The 19,668-nt window shown below is 43.7% G+C and carries 19 protein-coding genes; 11 read left to right on the top strand and 8 right to left on the bottom strand.

Annotated features, from left to right (window positions below):
* Nucleotides 1–473: topoisomerase DNA-binding C4 zinc finger domain-containing protein (locus RT143_RS10900; protein ID WP_313093038.1), on the top strand; the 473-nt coding region annotated here is incomplete at its 5' end.
* 58 nt (nt 474–531) lie between these two features.
* Here the strand turns inward: RT143_RS10900 and RT143_RS10895 are convergent.
* Nucleotides 532–753, bottom strand: coding sequence for a dodecin family protein (locus tag RT143_RS10895; RefSeq protein ID WP_062331757.1), 222 nt, complete (start codon nt 751–753; stop codon nt 532–534).
* A 233-nt stretch (nt 754–986) separates the two neighbouring features.
* A complete protein-coding gene (hslO, locus tag RT143_RS10890; RefSeq protein ID WP_313093036.1) occupies nt 987–1,922 on the bottom strand; it encodes an Hsp33 family molecular chaperone HslO in 936 nt (311 codons plus the stop codon).
* A gap of 368 nt (nt 1,923–2,290) precedes the next feature.
* Between hslO and RT143_RS10885 the strand changes: the two genes are divergently transcribed.
* The 4 genes from RT143_RS10885 to RT143_RS10870 all read left to right on the top strand — a co-directional run bounded on the left by RT143_RS10885 (nt 2,291) and on the right by RT143_RS10870 (nt 5,780).
* Nucleotides 2,291–3,370 (top strand): glutamate/aspartate ABC transporter substrate-binding protein, encoded by a 1,080-nt coding sequence (locus RT143_RS10885; RefSeq protein ID WP_313093035.1) that lies wholly within the window; start codon nt 2,291–2,293, stop codon nt 3,368–3,370.
* Nucleotides 3,371–3,521: 151 nt separating this feature from the next.
* Entirely contained in the window at nt 3,522–4,268 is a 747-nt protein-coding gene (locus tag RT143_RS10880; protein WP_040404072.1) for an amino acid ABC transporter permease, read from the top strand.
* The gene (locus RT143_RS10875) at nt 4,265–4,936 is read left to right on the top strand and encodes an ABC transporter permease subunit (protein WP_313093034.1); all 672 of its coding nucleotides are present in this window, start codon (nt 4,265–4,267) and stop codon (nt 4,934–4,936) included. The genes RT143_RS10880 and RT143_RS10875 overlap by 4 nt, the downstream gene beginning before the upstream one ends.
* Nucleotides 4,937–5,051: 115 nt before the next feature.
* Complete coding sequence (locus RT143_RS10870; RefSeq protein WP_143822824.1) at nt 5,052–5,780, top strand: amino acid ABC transporter ATP-binding protein; 729 nt, start codon at nt 5,052–5,054, stop codon at nt 5,778–5,780.
* Nucleotides 5,781–5,852: 72 nt separating this feature from the next.
* Here RT143_RS10870 and RT143_RS10865 read toward each other — a convergent pair whose 3' ends face one another.
* Both RT143_RS10865 and RT143_RS10860 read right to left on the bottom strand, forming a co-directional pair.
* The gene (locus tag RT143_RS10865) at nt 5,853–7,211 is read right to left on the bottom strand and encodes a WS/DGAT/MGAT family O-acyltransferase (RefSeq protein ID WP_313093033.1); all 1,359 of its coding nucleotides are present in this window, start codon (nt 7,209–7,211) and stop codon (nt 5,853–5,855) included.
* A gap of 28 nt (nt 7,212–7,239) precedes the next feature.
* Nucleotides 7,240–8,091 (bottom strand): thiazole synthase, encoded by an 852-nt coding sequence (locus RT143_RS10860; protein ID WP_313093032.1) that lies wholly within the window; start codon nt 8,089–8,091, stop codon nt 7,240–7,242.
* A 173-nt stretch (nt 8,092–8,264) separates the two neighbouring features.
* Here RT143_RS10860 and gspE point away from each other — a divergent pair, with 173 nt between their 5' ends.
* Both gspE and RT143_RS10850 read left to right on the top strand, forming a co-directional pair.
* Nucleotides 8,265–9,770, top strand: a complete 1,506-nt coding sequence (gene gspE, locus RT143_RS10855) for a type II secretion system ATPase GspE (RefSeq protein ID WP_409519716.1) — start codon at nt 8,265–8,267, stop codon at nt 9,768–9,770.
* Nucleotides 9,771–9,779: 9 nt separating this feature from the next.
* Nucleotides 9,780–10,736: a hypothetical protein gene (locus RT143_RS10850; RefSeq protein WP_313093031.1), complete on the top strand. Its 957-nt coding sequence runs from the start codon at nt 9,780–9,782 to the stop codon at nt 10,734–10,736.
* Nucleotides 10,737–10,791: 55 nt separating this feature from the next.
* On the opposite strand, the gene miaB is transcribed toward RT143_RS10850, so the two are convergent.
* Together miaB and RT143_RS10840 are read right to left on the bottom strand one after the other, a co-directional pair.
* A complete protein-coding gene (gene miaB / locus RT143_RS10845; RefSeq protein WP_313093030.1) occupies nt 10,792–12,258 on the bottom strand; it encodes a tRNA (N6-isopentenyl adenosine(37)-C2)-methylthiotransferase MiaB in 1,467 nt (488 codons plus the stop codon).
* 73 nt (nt 12,259–12,331) lie between these two features.
* On the bottom strand, nt 12,332–13,093 hold the full coding sequence (locus RT143_RS10840) for a class I SAM-dependent methyltransferase (protein WP_313093028.1): 762 nt from the start codon (nt 13,091–13,093) through the stop codon (nt 12,332–12,334).
* Between the two features lie 273 nt (nt 13,094–13,366).
* Between RT143_RS10840 and RT143_RS10835 the strand changes: the two genes are divergently transcribed.
* The 4 genes from RT143_RS10835 to RT143_RS10820 all read left to right on the top strand — a co-directional run bounded on the left by RT143_RS10835 (nt 13,367) and on the right by RT143_RS10820 (nt 18,175).
* The gene (locus RT143_RS10835; protein WP_313093027.1) at nt 13,367–15,352 is read left to right on the top strand and encodes a lytic transglycosylase domain-containing protein; all 1,986 of its coding nucleotides are present in this window, start codon (nt 13,367–13,369) and stop codon (nt 15,350–15,352) included.
* A gap of 304 nt (nt 15,353–15,656) precedes the next feature.
* Nucleotides 15,657–16,433, top strand: coding sequence for a T2 family ribonuclease (locus RT143_RS10830; RefSeq protein WP_313093026.1), 777 nt, complete (start codon nt 15,657–15,659; stop codon nt 16,431–16,433).
* Between the two features lie 227 nt (nt 16,434–16,660).
* Complete coding sequence (locus RT143_RS10825) at nt 16,661–17,647, top strand: malate dehydrogenase (RefSeq protein ID WP_007116966.1); 987 nt, start codon at nt 16,661–16,663, stop codon at nt 17,645–17,647.
* Nucleotides 17,648–17,911: 264 nt separating this feature from the next.
* Complete coding sequence (locus RT143_RS10820) at nt 17,912–18,175, top strand: DUF2789 family protein (RefSeq protein ID WP_188874780.1); 264 nt, start codon at nt 17,912–17,914, stop codon at nt 18,173–18,175.
* A 137-nt stretch (nt 18,176–18,312) separates the two neighbouring features.
* Here RT143_RS10820 and htpX read toward each other — a convergent pair whose 3' ends face one another.
* Nucleotides 18,313–19,203 carry a protease HtpX gene (htpX, locus tag RT143_RS10815; protein ID WP_284034677.1) on the bottom strand — a complete coding sequence of 297 codons (891 nt, stop codon included), beginning with the start codon at nt 19,201–19,203 and terminating at the stop codon, nt 18,313–18,315.
* Nucleotides 19,204–19,380: 177 nt separating this feature from the next.
* A partial coding sequence (locus tag RT143_RS10810; protein ID WP_313093025.1) for a lytic transglycosylase domain-containing protein occupies nt 19,381–19,668 on the bottom strand: 288 nt, incomplete at its 5' end.

The raw sequence follows: 19,668 nt of genomic DNA, 5'->3' as shown, positions 1-19,668 counted from the left end.
ATGTGCCTACCATACCTTGTGATAAATGCGATGGGCAAATGGTGCTCAAAACTGGGCGTTTTGGTGCCTATTTTGCCTGTCAGCAGTGCGATAACACCCGTAAAGTGCTCAAAAATGGCGATGCAGCGCCGCCACGCATGACCGCAATCCCTATGCCAGAACTCAAGTCACAAAAATTTGATGACCATTATATCTTGCGTGAAGGGGCAGCAGGGTTATTCTTGGCAGCGTCAAAATTTCCTAAAGTGCGCGAGACGCGCCCACCAAAACTGTCAGAATTACGCGCGATAAAAGATCAGTTGGAAGATAAATTCCAGTATTTATTTACCGCGCCAGATACCGACAATGAGGGCAATCCAACAATTTTGCGTTGGAGCCGTAAAAATGCCGAGCAATATATCGGCTCAGAAAAAGACGGCAAAGCGACTAAGTTTGCATTGGTTTATCGAAAAGGCAAATGGATTGAAGAGTAATGGCAACCAACAAAAAACCCTAGCCTATGCTAGGGTTTTTTATGGATAAATAAAATCTTTATTTTAAATCAGTGCTGTCATCTTCAATTACAAAGCTAACAATCATCATCACGTTATAGCTAGTGATATTACCATCGCTAATGCGTACTTTTTGCTCTTTAATCCAAGCACCTTCCACGTTATTAACCGTTTTGTTGACTTGTGCAATGCCTTTTTTGATGGCATCTTCAAAACTTACCGTTGAGCTGCTGCTAATTTCGATATTTTTTGCCACTGACATAACGATATCCTTATTTTCTATTGTATTGTTTTCCTAATTAATTTTTAATCTAAAACTTATCAAGCTTAACTTAAGTTATCGCAAACTTGATGCTTATAACTTATCAAATATGCAAAAAAATACCAAAGTTAACTTGTAACTTTGGTATTAGTTTTGGCTATCACATCAACTAGAAGCGTAACCAATATTGCGCAATTTTAAATGATGTAAAAGTAGCTATGCAATCCATTAAATTAAGCAAAAATCATTTCAATATCTTTGTGATCAAAACGGTAAACATGCCCGCAGAAACCACAATCTAACGCCACCGCGCCTCCATGCTCATTAGCGATTTCTAATGCAGCTGGTTTGCCCAACTGAAAAATTGCCGATTCACTTTTCTGCTGTGAGCAGGTACAAGCAAAGGTCAACGGCATAGGCTCAGCCGTCACCACGTCTTCTTCATGATACAAGCGATATAAAATCTCATCAGCTGGCAAGGTGGTTAATTCTTCAGCTTTTAGCGTTTTGGTTAAGATTTTTAAGCGCGGGAACAAGTCATTATCCACCGTCTCATACTCTTCTTCTGTGGTACGTGGTAGCAACTGCAGCACGATACCGCCCGCTTGCTCACCATCACAAGCCAAGTTGATTAAGGTAGGAATCTGTACAGATTGCTGTTGATAGTGTGCCAAACAATCCGCTAAGTTATCCGCCACACGCTCAACGATACCTTGATAGCCTTCTGCTTGTGTGCCATATGTGGCATCAGGTTGGATATTAATAAATAACACCCCTTCACCGACTTTACCGAGTTTGGCAAAGGCATCATTCGCCGTTTGTGCGGATTGCCACGCGCCTGTCCACTCTGCAAGACCGCGAATATGACCTTGGTGGTCACACTCTGCCATCGCCCAAGTTAAGCTGTCCTGTTCAGGGTCAGTGGCTGCACCTGAATTTTGCAATTGAATGGATAGACGACCTTCGATTTTTAAGGTGCCAATCAGCAAGCTTGCCGCAACCAACATTTCCCCAAGTAGTTTTTGCAGGGCAATTGGGTAATCTTTTTGCTGCAATATCGTCCGCAGACTGTCATTGATGCGTACCACGTCACCGCGTACAGGGCTTTGCTCAAAATAAAAACGTTGGCGCATATCAAAATCGTGAAGTGCTAGAGTCGCTGTTGTCATAAATAACCTATCTTAAGTGAGTTTTAATCAATTTATTGAGCTATAAATGGGGATAAAATAGAAAATAGCAAAAAAATGGTAAAAAAATTGTCGATGATGAAAAAAATATTTTTTGTAAATCTATTGTCACAACACAGAAAAGTAAATTACTATAAACACACATTTTAAATCTTTTGAGTATCCTAAACTATTTTTTATCAGTCATTGTTCAAGGTTTTGCCAGATTTTAATGGGTGCAATGAGGGATGATGAAAGACAAGGAAGGATAAACATCAAGAGATGGGGGGAGTCTTTTTACTCGATTTGGCATTGACAGCCACACAGCGAAAAGATTAACTAAGAACGTATCATACGACAAGGATCATAGGATGATTTTAATCTCTAAAAAGCCAATCGCCTTAGCAACCGTTGCTATTATGGCATTAGGTCTTGCAGGTTGTAACAAAGCCAGCGACAACAAAGCGGCAGGGACTGAAGGTAGCCAACCAGCGGCAGCGGCTACTGGTGAAAAAACGCTCGATAAAATTAAAAAATCAGGGGAAATCGTACTGGGTTACCGTGATTCCTCAATTCCATTTTCTTATATCGCAGGTACGCCAAACCAACCTGTAGGTTATGCCCATGACCTACAATTAAAAATTGTTGACGCAGTCAAAAAACAATTGAATATGCCAGACCTTAAAGTGCGTTATAACCTAGTAACCTCACAAACTCGTATCCCATTGGTACAAAATGGTACGGTTGACTTAGAGTGTGGTTCAACCACCAACAATGAAGAACGCCAAAAACAAGTGGCTTTCTCAAACGGTTTCTTTGAGATTGGTACTCGCTTATTAACGGCTAAAGATTCAGGCATCAAAGATTTTGCGGATTTAAAAGGCAAAACCTTAGTGACTACCGCAGGTACCACCTCTGAGCGTTTTATCAAAAAACTCAACGATGACAAAAAAATGGGCATTAACATCGTTTCTGCCAAAGACCACGGCGAATCTTTCTTGATGTTAGAAAGCGGTCGTGCGGCAGCCTTTATGATGGATGACGTACTGCTCGCGGGTGAAAAAGCCAAAGCCAAAGATCCAAACAAATGGGTCATTGTTGGTACCCCACAATCGTATGAAATTTACGGCTGTATGATGCGTAAAGACGATAGTGAATTCAAAAAAGTAGTCGATGATGCGTTGGTTGCGACTTATTCATCAGGTGAAATCAACGACATCTACAAAAAATGGTTCATGTCACCGATTCCACCAAAAAACATCAATATGAACTTCCAAATGTCTGACAACTTAAAAGACTTGTTAGCAAACCCACATGATGGCGCGCAACCAAAAGACGTCGCTAATGCAGCCGCATCTGCTACCGTCAATGCAGTAGCAACGGGCGCTAGTAATGTGGCAACCGCTGTGGCATCTGCAAGCAATGCAATTGCAAGTGCAGCAAAACCCTAGTTTGATGAGTTGAGTTTGATGGGATAACAACAAACTAGGTTAGGAAGGTTACTATTTAACATAAAACTGACGTCATCACCTATCAATTGTGGTTACGTCAGTTTTAGTTTTTGGGTAAATCAATTTGCTAGACAGGATTTTGGGGGTGGCAATGAATTATAGTTGGAATTGGGGCGTGTTGCTGCAACCAACAGGCGTAGGCAATGAAGTCTACTGGCAGTGGCTATTGACAGGCTTTAAATGGCTGTTGGTCATTGGTGGGAGTGGCTGGCTGATTGCTTTAATTATCGGTACGATTTTAGGTATTATGCGTACTTTACCAAACAAAACTGCCAGAGCGATTGGTACGGCTTATGTGAGTTTTTTTCGTAACATTCCGCTATTAATACAGTTATTCTTCTGGTTTTATGTGGCACCTACTTGGCTGACACCTGCCTTACAAAAATGGTGGTTTCAAGAGTTAGACCCAAATACCTCGGCGGTGATTTCGGCAAGTATTGGTCTTGGGTTATTTACTGCGGCGCGTATCGTTGAGCAAGTGCGTACGGGCATTGAATCATTGCCAAAAGGGCAGACCAATGCTGCCTATGCGCTCGGGTTCACCTTACCCCAGACGTATCGCCATATCGTCTTGCCACAGGCATTTCGGGTGATTTTACCACCGATGAGCTCTGAGCTTACCAACTGTTTTAAGAATGCCTCGGTCGCTTCATTGGTCGGGGTTACTGAGCTGATTAGCCAAACCAAAACTATCAGTGAATATACCCAGAACAATATCGAAGTGTATACCTTTACCACGATTATTTATTTATTGTTTAATTTGGTGTTGATTTATTTTATGACTTGGCTTGAGAAAAAATTACGCATCAAAGGTCAAATCGATGGGGGTGGCGCATGAATATGATGGAATTACAAGCCGCAATGCCAGGGTTGATGGGTGGCTTATGGATCACCTTCAAAGTGTTGTTTTTAGCTATTATTGGCGGTTTGACGCTGGGTACGATTCTAGCCTTGATGCGGTTGTCGGGCATTCGAATTTTAGCCGTGCCTGCCAAGCTGTATGTCAACTTTTTCCGTTCAGTGCCGCTGCTGTTGGTATTGCTTTGGTTTTATTTTGCTGTACCGATGGTGTACAACTTGGTGACGGGCACGTATTTGACGTTGGATACCGCGTTTACTTCGTGCGTGGTGGCATTTATGGTGTTTGAAGCCGCATATTTTTCTGAGATTGTACGTGCGGGTATCCAGTCAATTGGCAAAGGACAGGTCAATGCTGCTAAAGCCTTGGGTATGACTTATGGTCAGACCATGCGCTTTATTATTTTGCCACAAGCGTTTCGCAAGATGTTTCCGCTACTTCTACAACAGTCGATTATTTTGTTCCAAGATACGACGTTGGTGTTTGCGATTGGCTTGGTGGATTTATTCCGAGCCTCATACGTGCGCGGTGACTTGATGGGGCTACTCACCCCCTATATCTTGCTGGCAGGGGCGTTTTATTTTGTGGTCAGTCTAACCGCATCGACCGCTGTCAACCACCTACGCAAACGCTTTCGCATGGCTTAATCAATATTGAATAAAGGAAAATAACATGTCAGTAGTTACTAAAATTGATGAAACCACCTGGCTCAACGAATTTGGCGGCTTGGTATCAAACAGTGGACACGCCAGTCCCGATATCATGATTAATGTCAACAAAATCAGTAAATGGTATGGCGACTTTCAAGTATTGACCGACTGTACCGCGCATGTGCACAAAGGCGATGTGACTGTTATCTGTGGTCCATCAGGTAGCGGTAAATCAACTTTAATCAAAACCGTCAATGGGCTTGAAGCCTTTCAACAAGGTGAAATCTTGATTGATGGCATGTCGGTCGGCGCCAAAGAAACCGACCTGCCAAAACTACGTAGCCGGGTAGGGATGGTATTTCAGCATTTTGAACTGTTTCCGCATTTATCCATCTTAGAAAATTTGACCTTGGCACAAATCAAAGTATTGGGTCGTAGTCAGTCTGAAGCGCAGAAAAAAGGCTTGGGTTATCTTGACCGCGTGGGCTTGTCAGCACATGCCAAAAAATACCCTGCCGAATTGTCAGGCGGTCAGCAGCAACGGGTAGCAATTGCGCGTGCGCTCAGTATGGACCCGATTGCAATGCTGTTTGATGAGCCAACTTCCGCACTTGACCCTGAGATGATTCAAGAGGTGCTTGAGGTGATGATTGAGCTTGCTAATGAGGGCATGACCATGATGTGTGTGACCCACGAAATGGGCTTTGCGCGCCAAGTCGCCAACCGTATTATCTTTATGGATCAAGGTCATATCGTTGAAAACTGTAGCCGTGAAGAATTCTTCGCCGGTGCGCGCAGCGAACGCGCGAAAGATTTCTTGTCAAAAATCTTAAATCACTAAACATAAGATAAAGTTTATTTCATTAAAAAACGGCAGTCATTGCCGTTTTTTATTATAAAATTTTAGCACAGCTTAGTTACTGATGAGCGATTCAAATTGCTTGAGTTCCTCTTCCATATAGGTGAGTAATCGTTGGCTATGGGGCAATATTTGGCTACAGGTGACGATACAAAACTCGATTTTATCCACGTAAGTACACAAGGTGATATTCATCGCTTGGTCATTGAGCACAATCGAAGCAGGATACAGCGCCTGCAGTTTTGCCCCTTGCCAATACAATGGCTGATGGGAGCCTGGTACATTTGAGATAATCAAGTTAAAACCGCGATAATCGGGAAACAGACCCGTAAGTACCTGCAACCCTGAACGGCTATAAGCAACCCCACTATAAATAATCGACGAGGCTTGCTTCATCCGTGAAAAGCGCTTTTTACTATTTTTGGTGCTGCCATTAATCGTCTTTAACCGTGCAACAGGGTCGGCAAGGTGGGTGGCAAGATTGGCTAAAATAAAGGTAATTTGATTGCCAACGTGTTGGCTTGCGCTATCGTTGTCATCGCGTAGGGATAAGGGCACAAAAGCAATCAAGGGTTTTTTGGGTAAGCCATTGATATCGAGCAAATAACGGCGTAACGCGCCCGAACAAATCGCCAAAATCACATCATTGACGGTCACAGCGTAATGTTTGGCGATGGTTTGAAAACGAATAAGCTCATAAGATTGGGCAGAGATACGCCGTGAGCTTGATACCGGTTGGTTGAGGGGGCTATCTGGCGCTTGGGTGGTGGTAATGTAGTCTTTGTGAAATCGCTCCACCACATTTTTACCTAAGGCTTTGATGGCAGGTGGGATAGCGAGCGCTTGCTCTTTGACGACACGCAGAAGGGATTTATCTTCTGGTATCAAAGCATCGAGTTGGTGACGATGACGGGTCATTAGCGACCAAATTGGCAAGCTAATCCGCTCGGTTGGCGATTCTGATAGCGATTTTTTGACCAAACGAATCGCCGCTATCCCATCGACCATAGAATGATGAATCTTAAAATACAACGCAAAACGATTGCCTTCAATCCCCTCGATGATGTGACATTCCCACATCGGTTTGGCACGGTTGAGTAATTTGCTGTGCTCTTGGGACACATAAGTCAATAGCTCACGGATGCGTGCCGGTTTTGGCAGTGCGATATGGCGAAAATGATGGTCGACTTCAAAGTTTTCATCGGTTTTCCACCATGCTAAATGATATAACACTTGGTTAAACGGAAAACTCGGCGGCGTCTTTTGCGTGACCATCTGCTGCACCAAATCACTGACAAAGGTATCGCTTGCGCCATCGGGAATCTCAAACAAGAACAGCCCACCAATGTGCATCGGCTGATTGCGATTTTCAAGTAAGATAAATAACTGGTCAATGGCGGTGAGCAGACGCATGCGATGTCCTTAACTATGAAATAATAAATTAGCGGAAAAAATAGCCAGTCTGTGGCGAGCTAGCTTGTGCCATATAACGCGCTGGCATACGACCCGCCAAGAAAGCCTCACGTCCAGCCATCACCGCATGTTTCATGGCAGACGCCATCAACACAGGGTTTTGCGCATGGGCAATCGCGGTGTTCATCAGCACACCATCACAGCCTAATTCTAAGGCAATGGCGGCATCACTGGCCGTACCCACACCTGCATCCACCAAGACCGGCACTTGGGTCTGCTCAATGATTAGACTTAAAGTATGGCGGTTGAGCAATCCCAAACCTGAGCCAATCAAACTGCCCAATGGCATAATCGCCACACAGCCCATACTCTCGAGTTCTTTGGCAACAATCGGGTCATCTGAGGTGTACACCATCACATCAAAGCCATCATCAATCAAGGTCTTAGCCGCTTTCACGGTTTCGATGACGTTGGGATACAAGTTTTTTTCATCGCCCAATACTTCAAGTTTGACAAGGTTGTGCCCATCCAACAATTCACGCGCCAACTGACAGGTACGAACGGCGCTAGCCGCGTCAAAACAGCCAGCGGTGTTGGGTAGAATAGTGTATTTTTCTGGAGAAATCACATCGAGTAGATTGGGTTCATCTTTCTTCTGCCCGATATTTACGCGGCGAATGGCGACAGTGACGATTTGCGCGCCGCTGGCAGCGATGGCTTCGCCTGTTTGAGCCAAATCTGTATATTTGCCAGTACCGACGAGCAAACGAGAGTTAAACGTGCGCGAGCCAATGTGTAGGAGGTCGTTTGCGGCGGTCAGCGTATTTTGGATTGAAGAATTTTGGGTTTCAGGATTTTGAGTTGAAGTGGTTTGGGTCATTGTCATCCCTTTTTAGATTTTGATTGTCATGGTTATCAATCAGTAAAAAATGCTTTAGTATAACAAAATATAGCTTGTCTCAGGGTCTTTTTGTGCGCCTTGGTAGGATTTGTCCTGTTGATAAGCTACAATGGAACGCATCTTTTCTTGGCTTATTTCATTTGATAATCCCTATGCTAAATCCGATTGCCTTGCCCTATAGTTTTGCCAAACGTCATCAACTGCTGTTGCAATACTCGCAAGATTTGACTGACCCGCCGACGTTGTTAATGACCGCTGATACCCCTATGGAAGCCATCAACGAAGCCAACCGTTTTGCCAGTCAAGCAGGGGTGCCGCTGCCATTGAATTTTGCCATGGCGCAAAGTGACGATTTTGAAAAGCAGTTAGCCGCTGTCTATGCAGGTAACACAGGGGAATCTCAGCATATTGCCGCTGGGCTTGAAGACCATCCCGATTTGATGAGTCTCGCTGACAGTGTCCCTGAGACGGAAGACTTGATGGACCAAGAAGATGACGCGCCCATCATTCGGCTAATCAATGCGCTGCTGTCTGAAGCCATCCGCCTAAACGCCTCAGATATCCATATCGAAACCTTTGAAAAACGGCTATCGGTGCGCTTTCGGGTGGATGGGGTGCTTAAAGAAATCGTCAGTCCAAAACGGGAACTATCACCGCTACTGGTGTCCCGTATCAAGGTGATGGCAAAACTGGATATCGCTGAAAAACGGGTACCGCAGGATGGACGCATCTCATTACGTCTGGCTGGGCGAGAAGTGGATGTGCGGGTATCGACCTTGCCATCAAATTTTGGTGAGCGTGTGGTGATGCGGCTTTTGGATAAACAAGCGGGTCGGTTAAATATGACCTATTTGGGGTTGTCAGACAATGATTATAGCGAGCTTAAACGCTTAATTCATCGCCCGCATGGCATTATTCTTGTCACAGGTCCGACAGGTTCGGGCAAAACCACGACGCTGTACGCGGCGTTGACGGATTTGAACGATAACACCCGTAATATTTTGACCGCTGAAGACCCGATTGAGTTTCAGCTAGATGGTATTGGGCAAACCCAAGTCAATAATAAAGTGGATATGACCTTTGCCCGTAGTTTGCGAGCCATGCTACGCCAAGACCCTGACGTGGTCATGGTGGGGGAGATTCGCGATTTAGAGACCGCAGAAATTGCGGTGCAAGCGTCACTCACAGGTCACTTGGTACTCTCAACCCTGCATACCAATACGGCGATTGGTGCGGTGACGCGGCTACAAGATATGGGAGTTGAGCCGTTTTTGCTGTCATCGAGCCTCATTGGCGTGGTGGCACAGCGACTAGTGCGTACTTTGTGTCCGCATTGCCATACATGGGCACTTGCCGATGCCTATCAAACGCAGATTTTTACTGAAATAGGCGAAGTTAGGGAGATTAAACTGCCAAAACCTGTGGGCTGCGAAAAGTGCAATCAATCGGGATTTCGGGGACGTACTGCGATTTATGAAGTGGTGCCTGTCGATGACAAACTGCGACAACTGATTCATAGCCAAACGGCGGAGTTTGAGTTAGAAGCCTATGCGCGCAGCAAAACACAATCCATTCGTGCCGATGGACTCAAAAAAGTATTGGCAGGGAAAACTACACTGGAAGAAGTGTTACGTGTCACTAAAGAAAAAGAAATTTAAGGAAAGATTATGACGAGTGCTTCTGCGAGATTTCGCAATATTTTTGGACAAATGAATCATCTAAAAGAAGAGATTAGTTGGACAAAAGGCTTATCAAATCTTGCAGATTTTTTGGTATGGAATCCGCAAAGTGTTTTAGGCGTATCCAAAAAACAATATGTGCGACAAATCATTGAGTGGTCGCTTGACCCAGCTATACAAGATAAAACTTTTGAGCAGATTGAAAAAATAGTTAATGCAAAACTGGCTTTGCAAATGGATATGGCGGAGCAAGCCGAAACTTACGCCTTAAAAAATAAGGGCATTTGTAATGCTAGAGAAGCAGTTAGACGTTTAGTTTATTTCTCAGAAGACTATCTCAACAAAGAATTCGACATATTCCTAAGTTTGGCGAGTGATAACTATATGGATAGCTTATATAGCCAGTTTACCCAGTTTAATAAAGGCGGTGCGTGGTCTACTCATGGTAATAGCAATTTGTTCACGTTTAGCACAGAATTATTTGAAATGGGAATGGATAACCTTGCTTATAATCATACACAGAAAGTCTTAATAGCCAATGAATTAAAGCTCAATGGCGGTAAAAATAAAGACCAAATTCTAAAATACGCATTTATGCTTAAATCTTTGATTGCTAAAGGATTTGTTGATGAAGATACCAGGCTGGTTTTGATTTTTATTTCTGGCAAACATGAAAAATATGAAAAAACCATGCTAATTGATGAGGAAATTAATTTTTGCCAAAAAAATGAAAGAAAGTTTCATCAGCTCTTAAGAGAGGACGTGATCGATATAGCAAGAGAAATGGAAATTTATAATATGTCGTGGCGGGATATTATGGAATTCAATAAACAATATATGAATGACAATAAACTATGCCAAGTCGAGCAAAAACTCTTAAAAGGGTTTAATGAGTCATTAAGCAAAAAATCTTTTATCCATCTTGGCTTAAATAAACTTGAATAAAAAAGACGAGCCATAAACTCGTCTTTTCCTTTAGCAGAAATTGATTGGTAATAAATTAACTCAACACTTCAACCAACTCACCTTCCACCAAATGCGGACTCATGGCACGCGTGACTTTCACCATCACCAGTTTACCAATCAAAGCATCATCGCCTTTGAATAGTACCGTTCGCGTATTATCTGCCGTTCCCATCAAAAATTCAGGATTGCGGTCACCATGTTGCTCCACCAACACACGCACGGTTTGACCTACCATGCCTTGGGTTTTTTCCCAAGTTGAGTCAATAATCACTTGCTGAAACGCCGCCAAACGGGCTTTTTTGGTTGCCATATCGACATTGTCGGGCAAATCTGACGCAGGCGTACCAGGACGCTTGGAGTAAATAAAGCTATATGAATGGTCAAAATCCAAATCTTTGGCAAGATTGAGCGTATCTTGGAAATCTTTGTCGGTTTCATTGGGAAAACCGATAATAAAATCGCTTGATAAATACATATCAGGGCGCACCGCGCGCAGTTTGCGGATTTGCTCAATGTAGATATCAATGGTGTGGTTACGTTTCATGGCGGCTAGGATAGTGTTGGAGCCACTTTGCACAGGTAGGTGCAGGTGGGATACCAGTTTTGGTATTTTGGCATACGCTTCAATGATATCATCGCTAAATTCCAGTGGATGGCTGGTGGTATAGCGAATACGCTCAATGCCGTCAACGTGCGCCACATAATGCAATAACTCACTAAAACGGCAAATCGTGCCATCGTGTTTTTCACCGCGATAGCCATTGACGTTTTGCCCCAATAGTGTTACTTCACGTACCCCTTGGCTAGCAAGGCTGTCAATCTCAGCCAGTACGTCATCGAGTGGACGCGAGATTTCTTCCCCGCGGGTGTAAGGCACCACGCAAAATGAGCAGTATTTTGAGCAGCCTTCCATGATGGATACAAACGCCTTAAACCCTTCCACTTTGGGCTCGGGTAAAAAGTCAAATTTTTCAATGCTAGGGAAAGACACATCGACGACGCCGATACGGTTTTTGGGTTTGACATCCAGCTGTTTGGTGGATTGGTCATAAAGTTCTGGCAGGCGATGTAGGGTTTGCGGTCCAAACACCATATCGACATGCGGGGCACGGGCTTGGATTTTATCGCCTTCTTGTGACGCCACGCAGCCACCCACACCAATGACCAAATTCGGGTTTTTCTCTTTAAGCTTTTTCCAGCGTCCAAGTTCAGAAAATACTTTTTCTTGCGCTTTTTCTCGAATCGAGCAGGTATTCATCAGCAGTACATCGGCTTCTTCAGGATTGTCCGTCAGCACCATGCCATGGGAGTCGCCTAGCACATCTGCCATCTTTTCAGAGTCATACACATTCATCTGACAGCCTTGGGTCTCGATAAACACGCGTTTGACACGAGTATCCGCTGGTGGCATAGTGGGTTCAACACTCGCCACTAGCGTTGGCGTTACCAAATTTTGAGTTTTGGAAATCTGTGCTTTTGGGTCAAAAGTAGCAACTGTCATGACTACACCTAAATGTTTCGCCTAAAATAAACCCTTAATTATAACAGATTTTTTTGGCAAGATGCGGTAGTGATTATTTTGACAGCACTAAATAAATGACATCGGTGCTAAAATTGCCAGCCTCATCTATCTCAAAATATTGTCTAACAGGCGCGGCACAATTTTTTTGTAAGGCTCGAATCACTTGTATGCTGGTATCAGGGGTATGCATACGGGCGACCCAACTGTCAAAATTTAACGCCAGTTTTTGCATCTCGACAGTCGTCACGCTAAAGCCGGTGATTTCTGCAAAATACAACCACTCGGCAAGACTATAATCTTTGACATGACTGGGATCGCGGATGGTTTCAATGGTCTGTAAAAAATTATTGAGCACGGGGTTGCTATTGCCCAACACATCGACAATCACCACTTTGCCACCGTCAGCTAGGGCGCGATGCATCTCAAACAGTGCTTGTGGCACATTTTGCCAATGGTGCGCAGAATAGCGCGTGATAATGGCATCAAATTGGTGGTCGGCAAAGGGTAATTTTTCTGCCGTACCAATTTGTGTGGTGATATTGGTTAGGCCGCGTGTTTTGGCTTGGCTGGCGACAACTTCGGTCATCGTAGGGGTAATGTCATAAGCAATGACTGATGTGGCCACAGGTGCCACCTGATAACTGACGTGCCCACCGCCACAGCCCAAATCCAATATATGCGCAAGCTTGTGCGCCTCTATCAACTGCTTTATTTTGTCGAACTCAGCACCTTGTGCATGAACAGGGCTATTGAGGTAGTTATGGGATTTGTCTTGGTATTGTTGAATATTTAGGGCGTGTTGGGTATGGGTCATGGCTTATCGCATTTATTGGTGGCTAATAATAGGCTTATCATAAGCCAAATAATTGATAATTTATAGTTAATTAAATTTAAAATTAAAAAACTATTGGTTATATAAAACAAGCTGCAACATTTTTATACAATTAGTTGAGATTTGGGTAAATTTTTTTTAGTCGACAATCGTTATAATCGCTTCAGCAAGGTTAACCAATTTTTACATTACTTTTGTCATTTTTTGCCTATTTATTCTATTTATTTATCCTAGTTAAAGGTCTTACCAATTATTATGAAAAATCTCAAGCTTTCGATGATTTCATGCGGTGTGATTGCTGTTTTTGCAGAATCTGCTTGTGCAAGTAGCTATTCTGTAGGGACGCCTAGCACGGCGGATAGTTATTTTAACCAAGCCGAACGTGAAGCTAGCCGCGGCAACTTATCGCAAATGGGCAACTATCAGCAAATGATGGCGGGTGGCAGTCTAGCCATGTATCCAGAATATTGGCAGCTCAATAAAGACTTAGACGCTCAGCCTGCATCAGCGATTGTAAGTTTTGCCAACCGTTATCCACAAACTGCGATGGCAGAAAAATTGGCGGCGGATTATGCGGAAACCAAAGCGCGGATGGGTGATTATGATGCAGTTAGACAAGTGGCGAGCTATGTAACCAATCCTGATGCCAGTGAAGCTTGTGCCATTGCGTTAGGCTTCAATCACGGTGGCGATAGCATGCGCGCTTATACCGAAAAAGGTAATGTTTGGCTCAGCACGGATAAAAAACTGCCGCAGCTTTGCCAACAGTTGGCGACAGAGCTCAATGGCAATCGCATGGTTAGCAATGATGACCGTGAGCAGCGGCTGTATCGTATGCTACGCACGGGCAACAATGGTGATATCGTGCAGCTTGCCAGCCGATTGGGCGTGCAGTTGAACTACAATCAGCTCATGAGCGTCAGTAGCAGTCCCAATGCGTTTTTCTCACAACTCGGAAGTATGCCAGCAACCGCCAGCAATCGATATTTATATTTATATGGCTTAGGGCAACTTGCCAAAAAATCTGTCAGTGAAGCGGCGATGCAGCTCAACTATGATGTGGGGCGAAACCCGCAGTTTTTTGATGCCAAAACTCGTCAATATGCCTACCGTACCTTGGGTGTGGCAAGGATGGGCGTCAATACCGATCAAGGGTTTAGTAGTGACGCGGTTGATTGGATGCAAAAAAGTCTGGGCGTACCATTTAACAATGAAGAAGCCGAAAATTATGCCCAAGCAGCGATACGCTATAGCCGATGGTCAGATTTGGCACAAGCCATTGGCGCAATGGACTATAAAAATCAGCAGCAACCGATATGGCAATATTGGCTTGCCAAAGCCTACAAATTGGGCGGCACAAACCAGCAGCGTCAACAAGCTAATCAGCTATTTAATCAATTGGCGCAAACCAATGACTATTATGGACTGCTCGCCAAAGACCAACTGGGGCAGCGTTTTGACCGATTGCCGACCACGCCACCGGTGAACAATAGTGATTACTCACGCCTCGCAAGCGATAGTTTCTTTAATCGCGCATTTACCCTCTATAAACTTGCCGCCAATCCTGCCTATACTAACCGTGAATGGAACTGGGCGGTAAAAAAAGCACGTGACCGTGGTGATGAGACGATGATTTTGGCAGCTGCGCAAACCGCATCGGACATGGGATGGTATGACCGTGCTATCTATGCGTTGGAGTCTACCAAAACGATTCCAAATTCGGCACTGGCATTCCCAATGCCCCATCAGTCTAGTGTCGTGCAATACAGCCGCCAAGCGGGAATCGATCCTGCGTGGGCGTATGGCATTATGCGTCAAGAAAGCCGTTTTAATATCGGCGCGCGTTCGGGTGTTGGGGCAGGGGGGTTGATGCAAATCATGCCAGACACCGCGCGCTATATCGCACGTAAATTGGGCGAACCGTATGAGCCATCTCGCGTCGCAGGGGGCGATACTAATATTCGCTACGGTACGTATTATATGGGCGATATTTTAAATAAATTGGGCGGTCAGCCTGTATTAGCCACCGCGGGCTACAATGCAGGGCCAGGTAAGGCCAAAACTTGGCAACCTGAGAATGGTAGCCTAGCGGCCGATCAGTATGTTGAGACCATTCCTTATGCAGAAACGCGCAATTATGTCAAAGCCGTGATGGAAAATGCGACCAATTATGATGTGCTCCTTGGCGGCAGCAACCAACCGATTAGTCAGCGTATGGGTACCATTGCTGCTAAATATTAAATTAATCTGAATTAAATAAACCTGCTAAATCCGCTAAAAAACAACAGCTAATTGATGGATAATAGTCAATAAATTACTGTTGTTTTTTAGTATATACAGGGTTTACAAATTCTGACCTAATCAGTATGATTTCAAAAAATTGACATGACTCATTAAGGTTAGTTGCAATGGGAAAAAATTAAGTTTTTTCAAGCAAAAAATTGATAGGTCAACAATCCCTGCTGTCACTTCTATTTTAAAAGCTCACTGTAAACGTTAAAACAACCTGCTTGTTTTTAATCACCAACTATTTGGTTTAATTGTTATGCTGTCATCTTGTCTAAAAACGTTACTCGATTTTACCAACTTGCACGCGGCATCACACGCCGTCAAATGGGCATCGTTACAGTTTCCATTACAGTTTAAAGATGATAAGGCGGCGGCAAATTTAGCTAGTTTAGTTAACAGCTCAAGTCATCAAAAAAGGGCAAAGTTTAGCGGTTACTTGTCACTCAGCTGCTTGGCGGTGATGGGTACTATAGCAACCCCAGCTGCCCATGCCGACAGTGTTTTAGGGGTGGAATTATCCCCTGCTGTCTGCAAGCTCAACCCATACATGGGTAATCTTCGCCAATGTATCGAAGGCAACCCGATGACGGTGAATTTTTATCGGGTGGCGAACCAGTCTTGTAGTAATAGCCGCTATAGCATGTCGCCACTGCAAGAAAAGATCACCTCAAAAGTCATTCCAGATGGTAATATTCGCAAAAATATCTGGCAGCAGTATGGCCGCTGTAGTGGTCTAAGTACCCCTAATTATTTTCGTACCATTAACTCGCTTGCCAGTCAATTAAAACTCCCAAAAGAACTCAGTAGCGGACGCAGTTATCGATTCGCGTCCAGTGGTTTTAGCCGCCAATTGTTATCTTTAAACCCCGGCATGAAGCCAAACTCGTTTAATTTTTTCTGTCAAAAAAATAGTGCAGGTCAATCTGTATTGACCTATATCAACGTGTGCTATGACAACAATGGACGTTTTGCCCAATGTGCCACCCGCTCTTATACCTGCCCCAATCAGTTTTTGATTGATGGTAATTATTGAGGGATGGCGGTATCAGTTTTTGCCTAGTTTTCAGTATTTTCTATCTTGGTGTTTGACGGTCTTGAACCCATAATTGTCAAACTCACCCGACAATTGATCCCATAAATTTATGGTCTTTGATGGTGACAAGTGATAAACTAGGCAAGCTTTTTTAGACAACTTTTTCTGCTTTTTTCACTGCCTTGCTTTTGCAAAGGATCTTGTACTTATCATAATAGGAGCTTTCAATGAAACAGCCTGTTCGTGTTGCGGTGACTGGTGCTGCTGGTCAAATCAGTTATTCATTATTATTTCGTATCGCATCGGGTGATATGTTAGGTAAAGACCAACCTGTCATTTTACAATTATTAGAAATCACGCCAGCCTTAGAAGCTTTAAAAGGTGTGGTAATGGAACTTGAAGATTGTGCATTCCCATTGCTAGCGGGCGTCGTACAAACTGACGACGCTAATGTTGCGTTCAAAGATGCGGACTATGCCCTACTGGTAGGTGCCCGTCCTCGTGGTCCTGGCATGGAGCGTAAAGATTTGCTCGAAGCCAACGCCGCCATCTTCTCTGCACAAGGTAAAGCGTTAAATGACAACGCTAGCCGTAATGTCAAAGTATTGGTTGTGGGTAACCCCGCTAACACCAATGCCTTAATCGCACAGCGCAATGCCCCAGACCTTGACCCACGTAACTTTACAGCGATGACACGTCTTGACCACAACCGTGGTATGGCGCAACTGGCTGAAGAAACTGAAACCACCGTGAATGACATCAAAAAAATGATCATTTGGGGTAACCACTCTTCAACCCAGTACCCAGATTTGACTTTCACTACGGTAAAAGGTCAACCTGCCCTAGAACAAGTACAACGTGATTGGTACGAAGGTACTTATATCCCTAACGTACAACAACGTGGTGCTGCCATCATTAAAGCGCGTGGTGCCTCATCAGCGGCATCTGCTGCAAACGCTGCGATTGCGCACATTCGTTCATGGGCACTAGGCACCGATGAGAATGATTGGGTATCTATGGGTGTTTACTCAAACGGTGAATACGGTATCCAAAAAGGTCTTATCTACTCATTCCCATGTACTTGCCAAAATGGCGATTGGAAAATTGTTGAAGGGCTAGACGTTTCATCGGCTTTCTCACAAGAAAAAATGAAAGCCACCGAAACTGAATTGGCTGAAGAGCGTGATGCAGTAAGCCACTTATTACCCAACTAATTAGGTTACAATCTTTTAACTTGATAAAAAACCAGTCTCATTAGGCTGGTTTTTTTACATGAAATAACCACACTATACAATCAAATCACATTTTTTTTACCCAATTTTGACTACAATGGTCTGACGGTATAAATAACCTGTGGCACTTTTTGATAATTTTTCAATAAAATAAGTGCTAAAAAATAATGACATTAAAATAAATATTGATACTTTTAAACGTTGATACTAAACATTGACACTTTTAAGAGTACTAGGAGAACCACAATGATGACAGATGGCGAAAGAAACATTAATATGTTGTTTGAGCAGATGGGTATGGATGGTGATGATGCTGCGGTTGAACAATTTATTCAAGAAAATCAATTGGCGCAATCAGTCCAGCTGAGCGATGCACCTTTTTGGAGCGACAACCAACGTAAATTTTTAAAAGACGAATACCGTGCAGATGCAGGTTGGATTGAAATCATCGATGAGCTCAACACCCGTCTACACAAAGATGCCATGGATGCGCAGAAACTGACCAAATAACTTATTTTAATACTGTTGAGGATATTATCTGAGTGTATTAAACAATAACTAAAAAACCCAATCGCTGATTGGGTTTTTTACATTGCTAAAAAAGAAAAATAGTTAAAACATATAGCAAAAACAAGTGCTCAAAATAATTACTGAGCCAATTTTTGTAAATGGGCAATACGGTCATCAAGCGAGGGGTGGCTAGCAAATAACTGGGCAAAACTAAAGCCCCCTTTACCTTCATTAATGGCAAAGGCTTTCATGCCTTGTGGCATATAGTCAGGATGCTGGCTGGCAGGTTTTAACGCTTCTAAGGCAGCAATCATATTGTATTTACCCGCCAAACGCGCACCTGCTTCATCCGCACGGTATTCACGGTAACGAGAGAACCACATGACCACTGCTTGCGCGGCAATACCAAACACAATATCTAATACCATACTGGTAATGTAATAGCCCATACCAGGTGAGTTGCTGTCATTTTTAAATACCGCCTGATCAACAAATAAACCCACGATGCGGGCAAAGAACATCACAAAGCTGTTAACTACCCCTTGAACAAGCGCTAAGGTCACCATATCACCATTGGCAACGTGACCAATTTCATGGGCAAGTACCGCTTCGACTTCTTCTTGGTTCATCGATTGTAGTAACCCAGTCGATACCGCAACCAAAGCTTTGTTTTTATTCCAACCTGTGGCAAAGGCATTGGGTGACGGATTATCAAAGATACCCACTTCTGGCATATCAATATTGACGTTTTGCGCCAAACGGCGCACTGTTTCGACCAGCCAAACTTCCAACTGGGTAGAAGGCTGTTCAATAACTTGCGTACCTGTAGAGCGTTTTGCCAACCATTTTGACATCAACAGCGATACAAAAGACCCTATCATACCGTAGATGAAACACATCACCAGCAGGCTAGTCGTGCCTGTGCCGCCCAAATTGAACCCTAGCATTGGCGCAATGATGTTCATGACGATACCAAACACCACCATTACCGCTAGGTTAGTTAAAAGAAATAAGCCAATTCGTAACATGACGGTTTCCTAAAGACAATCAAACGATAAAATATACTTATCAACAATAAGTTGACGATGATGATTAGTATAATAGCGTTTAATGCAACAAATTAAAGGGAAAAGTGGCATAAATTTGTAACATAAAAAAAGCCAGTATTACACTGGCTTTGGGCTTCTGGCTTATAGATATGGTTGTTAGCGGACAATCGTATAAGCATTTGATGAATTATAGCTAACATTTTGAAAGCCATTGCTGCTAGTGCTAGAGCGCAGGTTGGGATCATTGCGATATAGGTTGTTGTAGCGGCTTAACACACGTTGTACGTAGTCACGGGTTTCACGAAAGGGGGGAATACCGCCATACTTTATGACGTTGCCTTCACCCGCATTGTAGCTCGCTATCACATGCTGGATATTACCAAAACGGCTTTGTAAAAATTTCAAATATTTGGCTGCGCCCTCGATGTTTTCGGCAGGGTTCCA

Origin of the sequence: Moraxella sp. CTOTU48268 (genome assembly GCF_032069585.1) — a bacterium.
GTDB lineage: Bacteria > Pseudomonadota > Gammaproteobacteria > Pseudomonadales > Moraxellaceae > Faucicola > Faucicola cinerea.
Note: the sequence above shows the minus strand (reverse complement) of the source record. Positions and strands in the feature narration are given on the sequence as shown.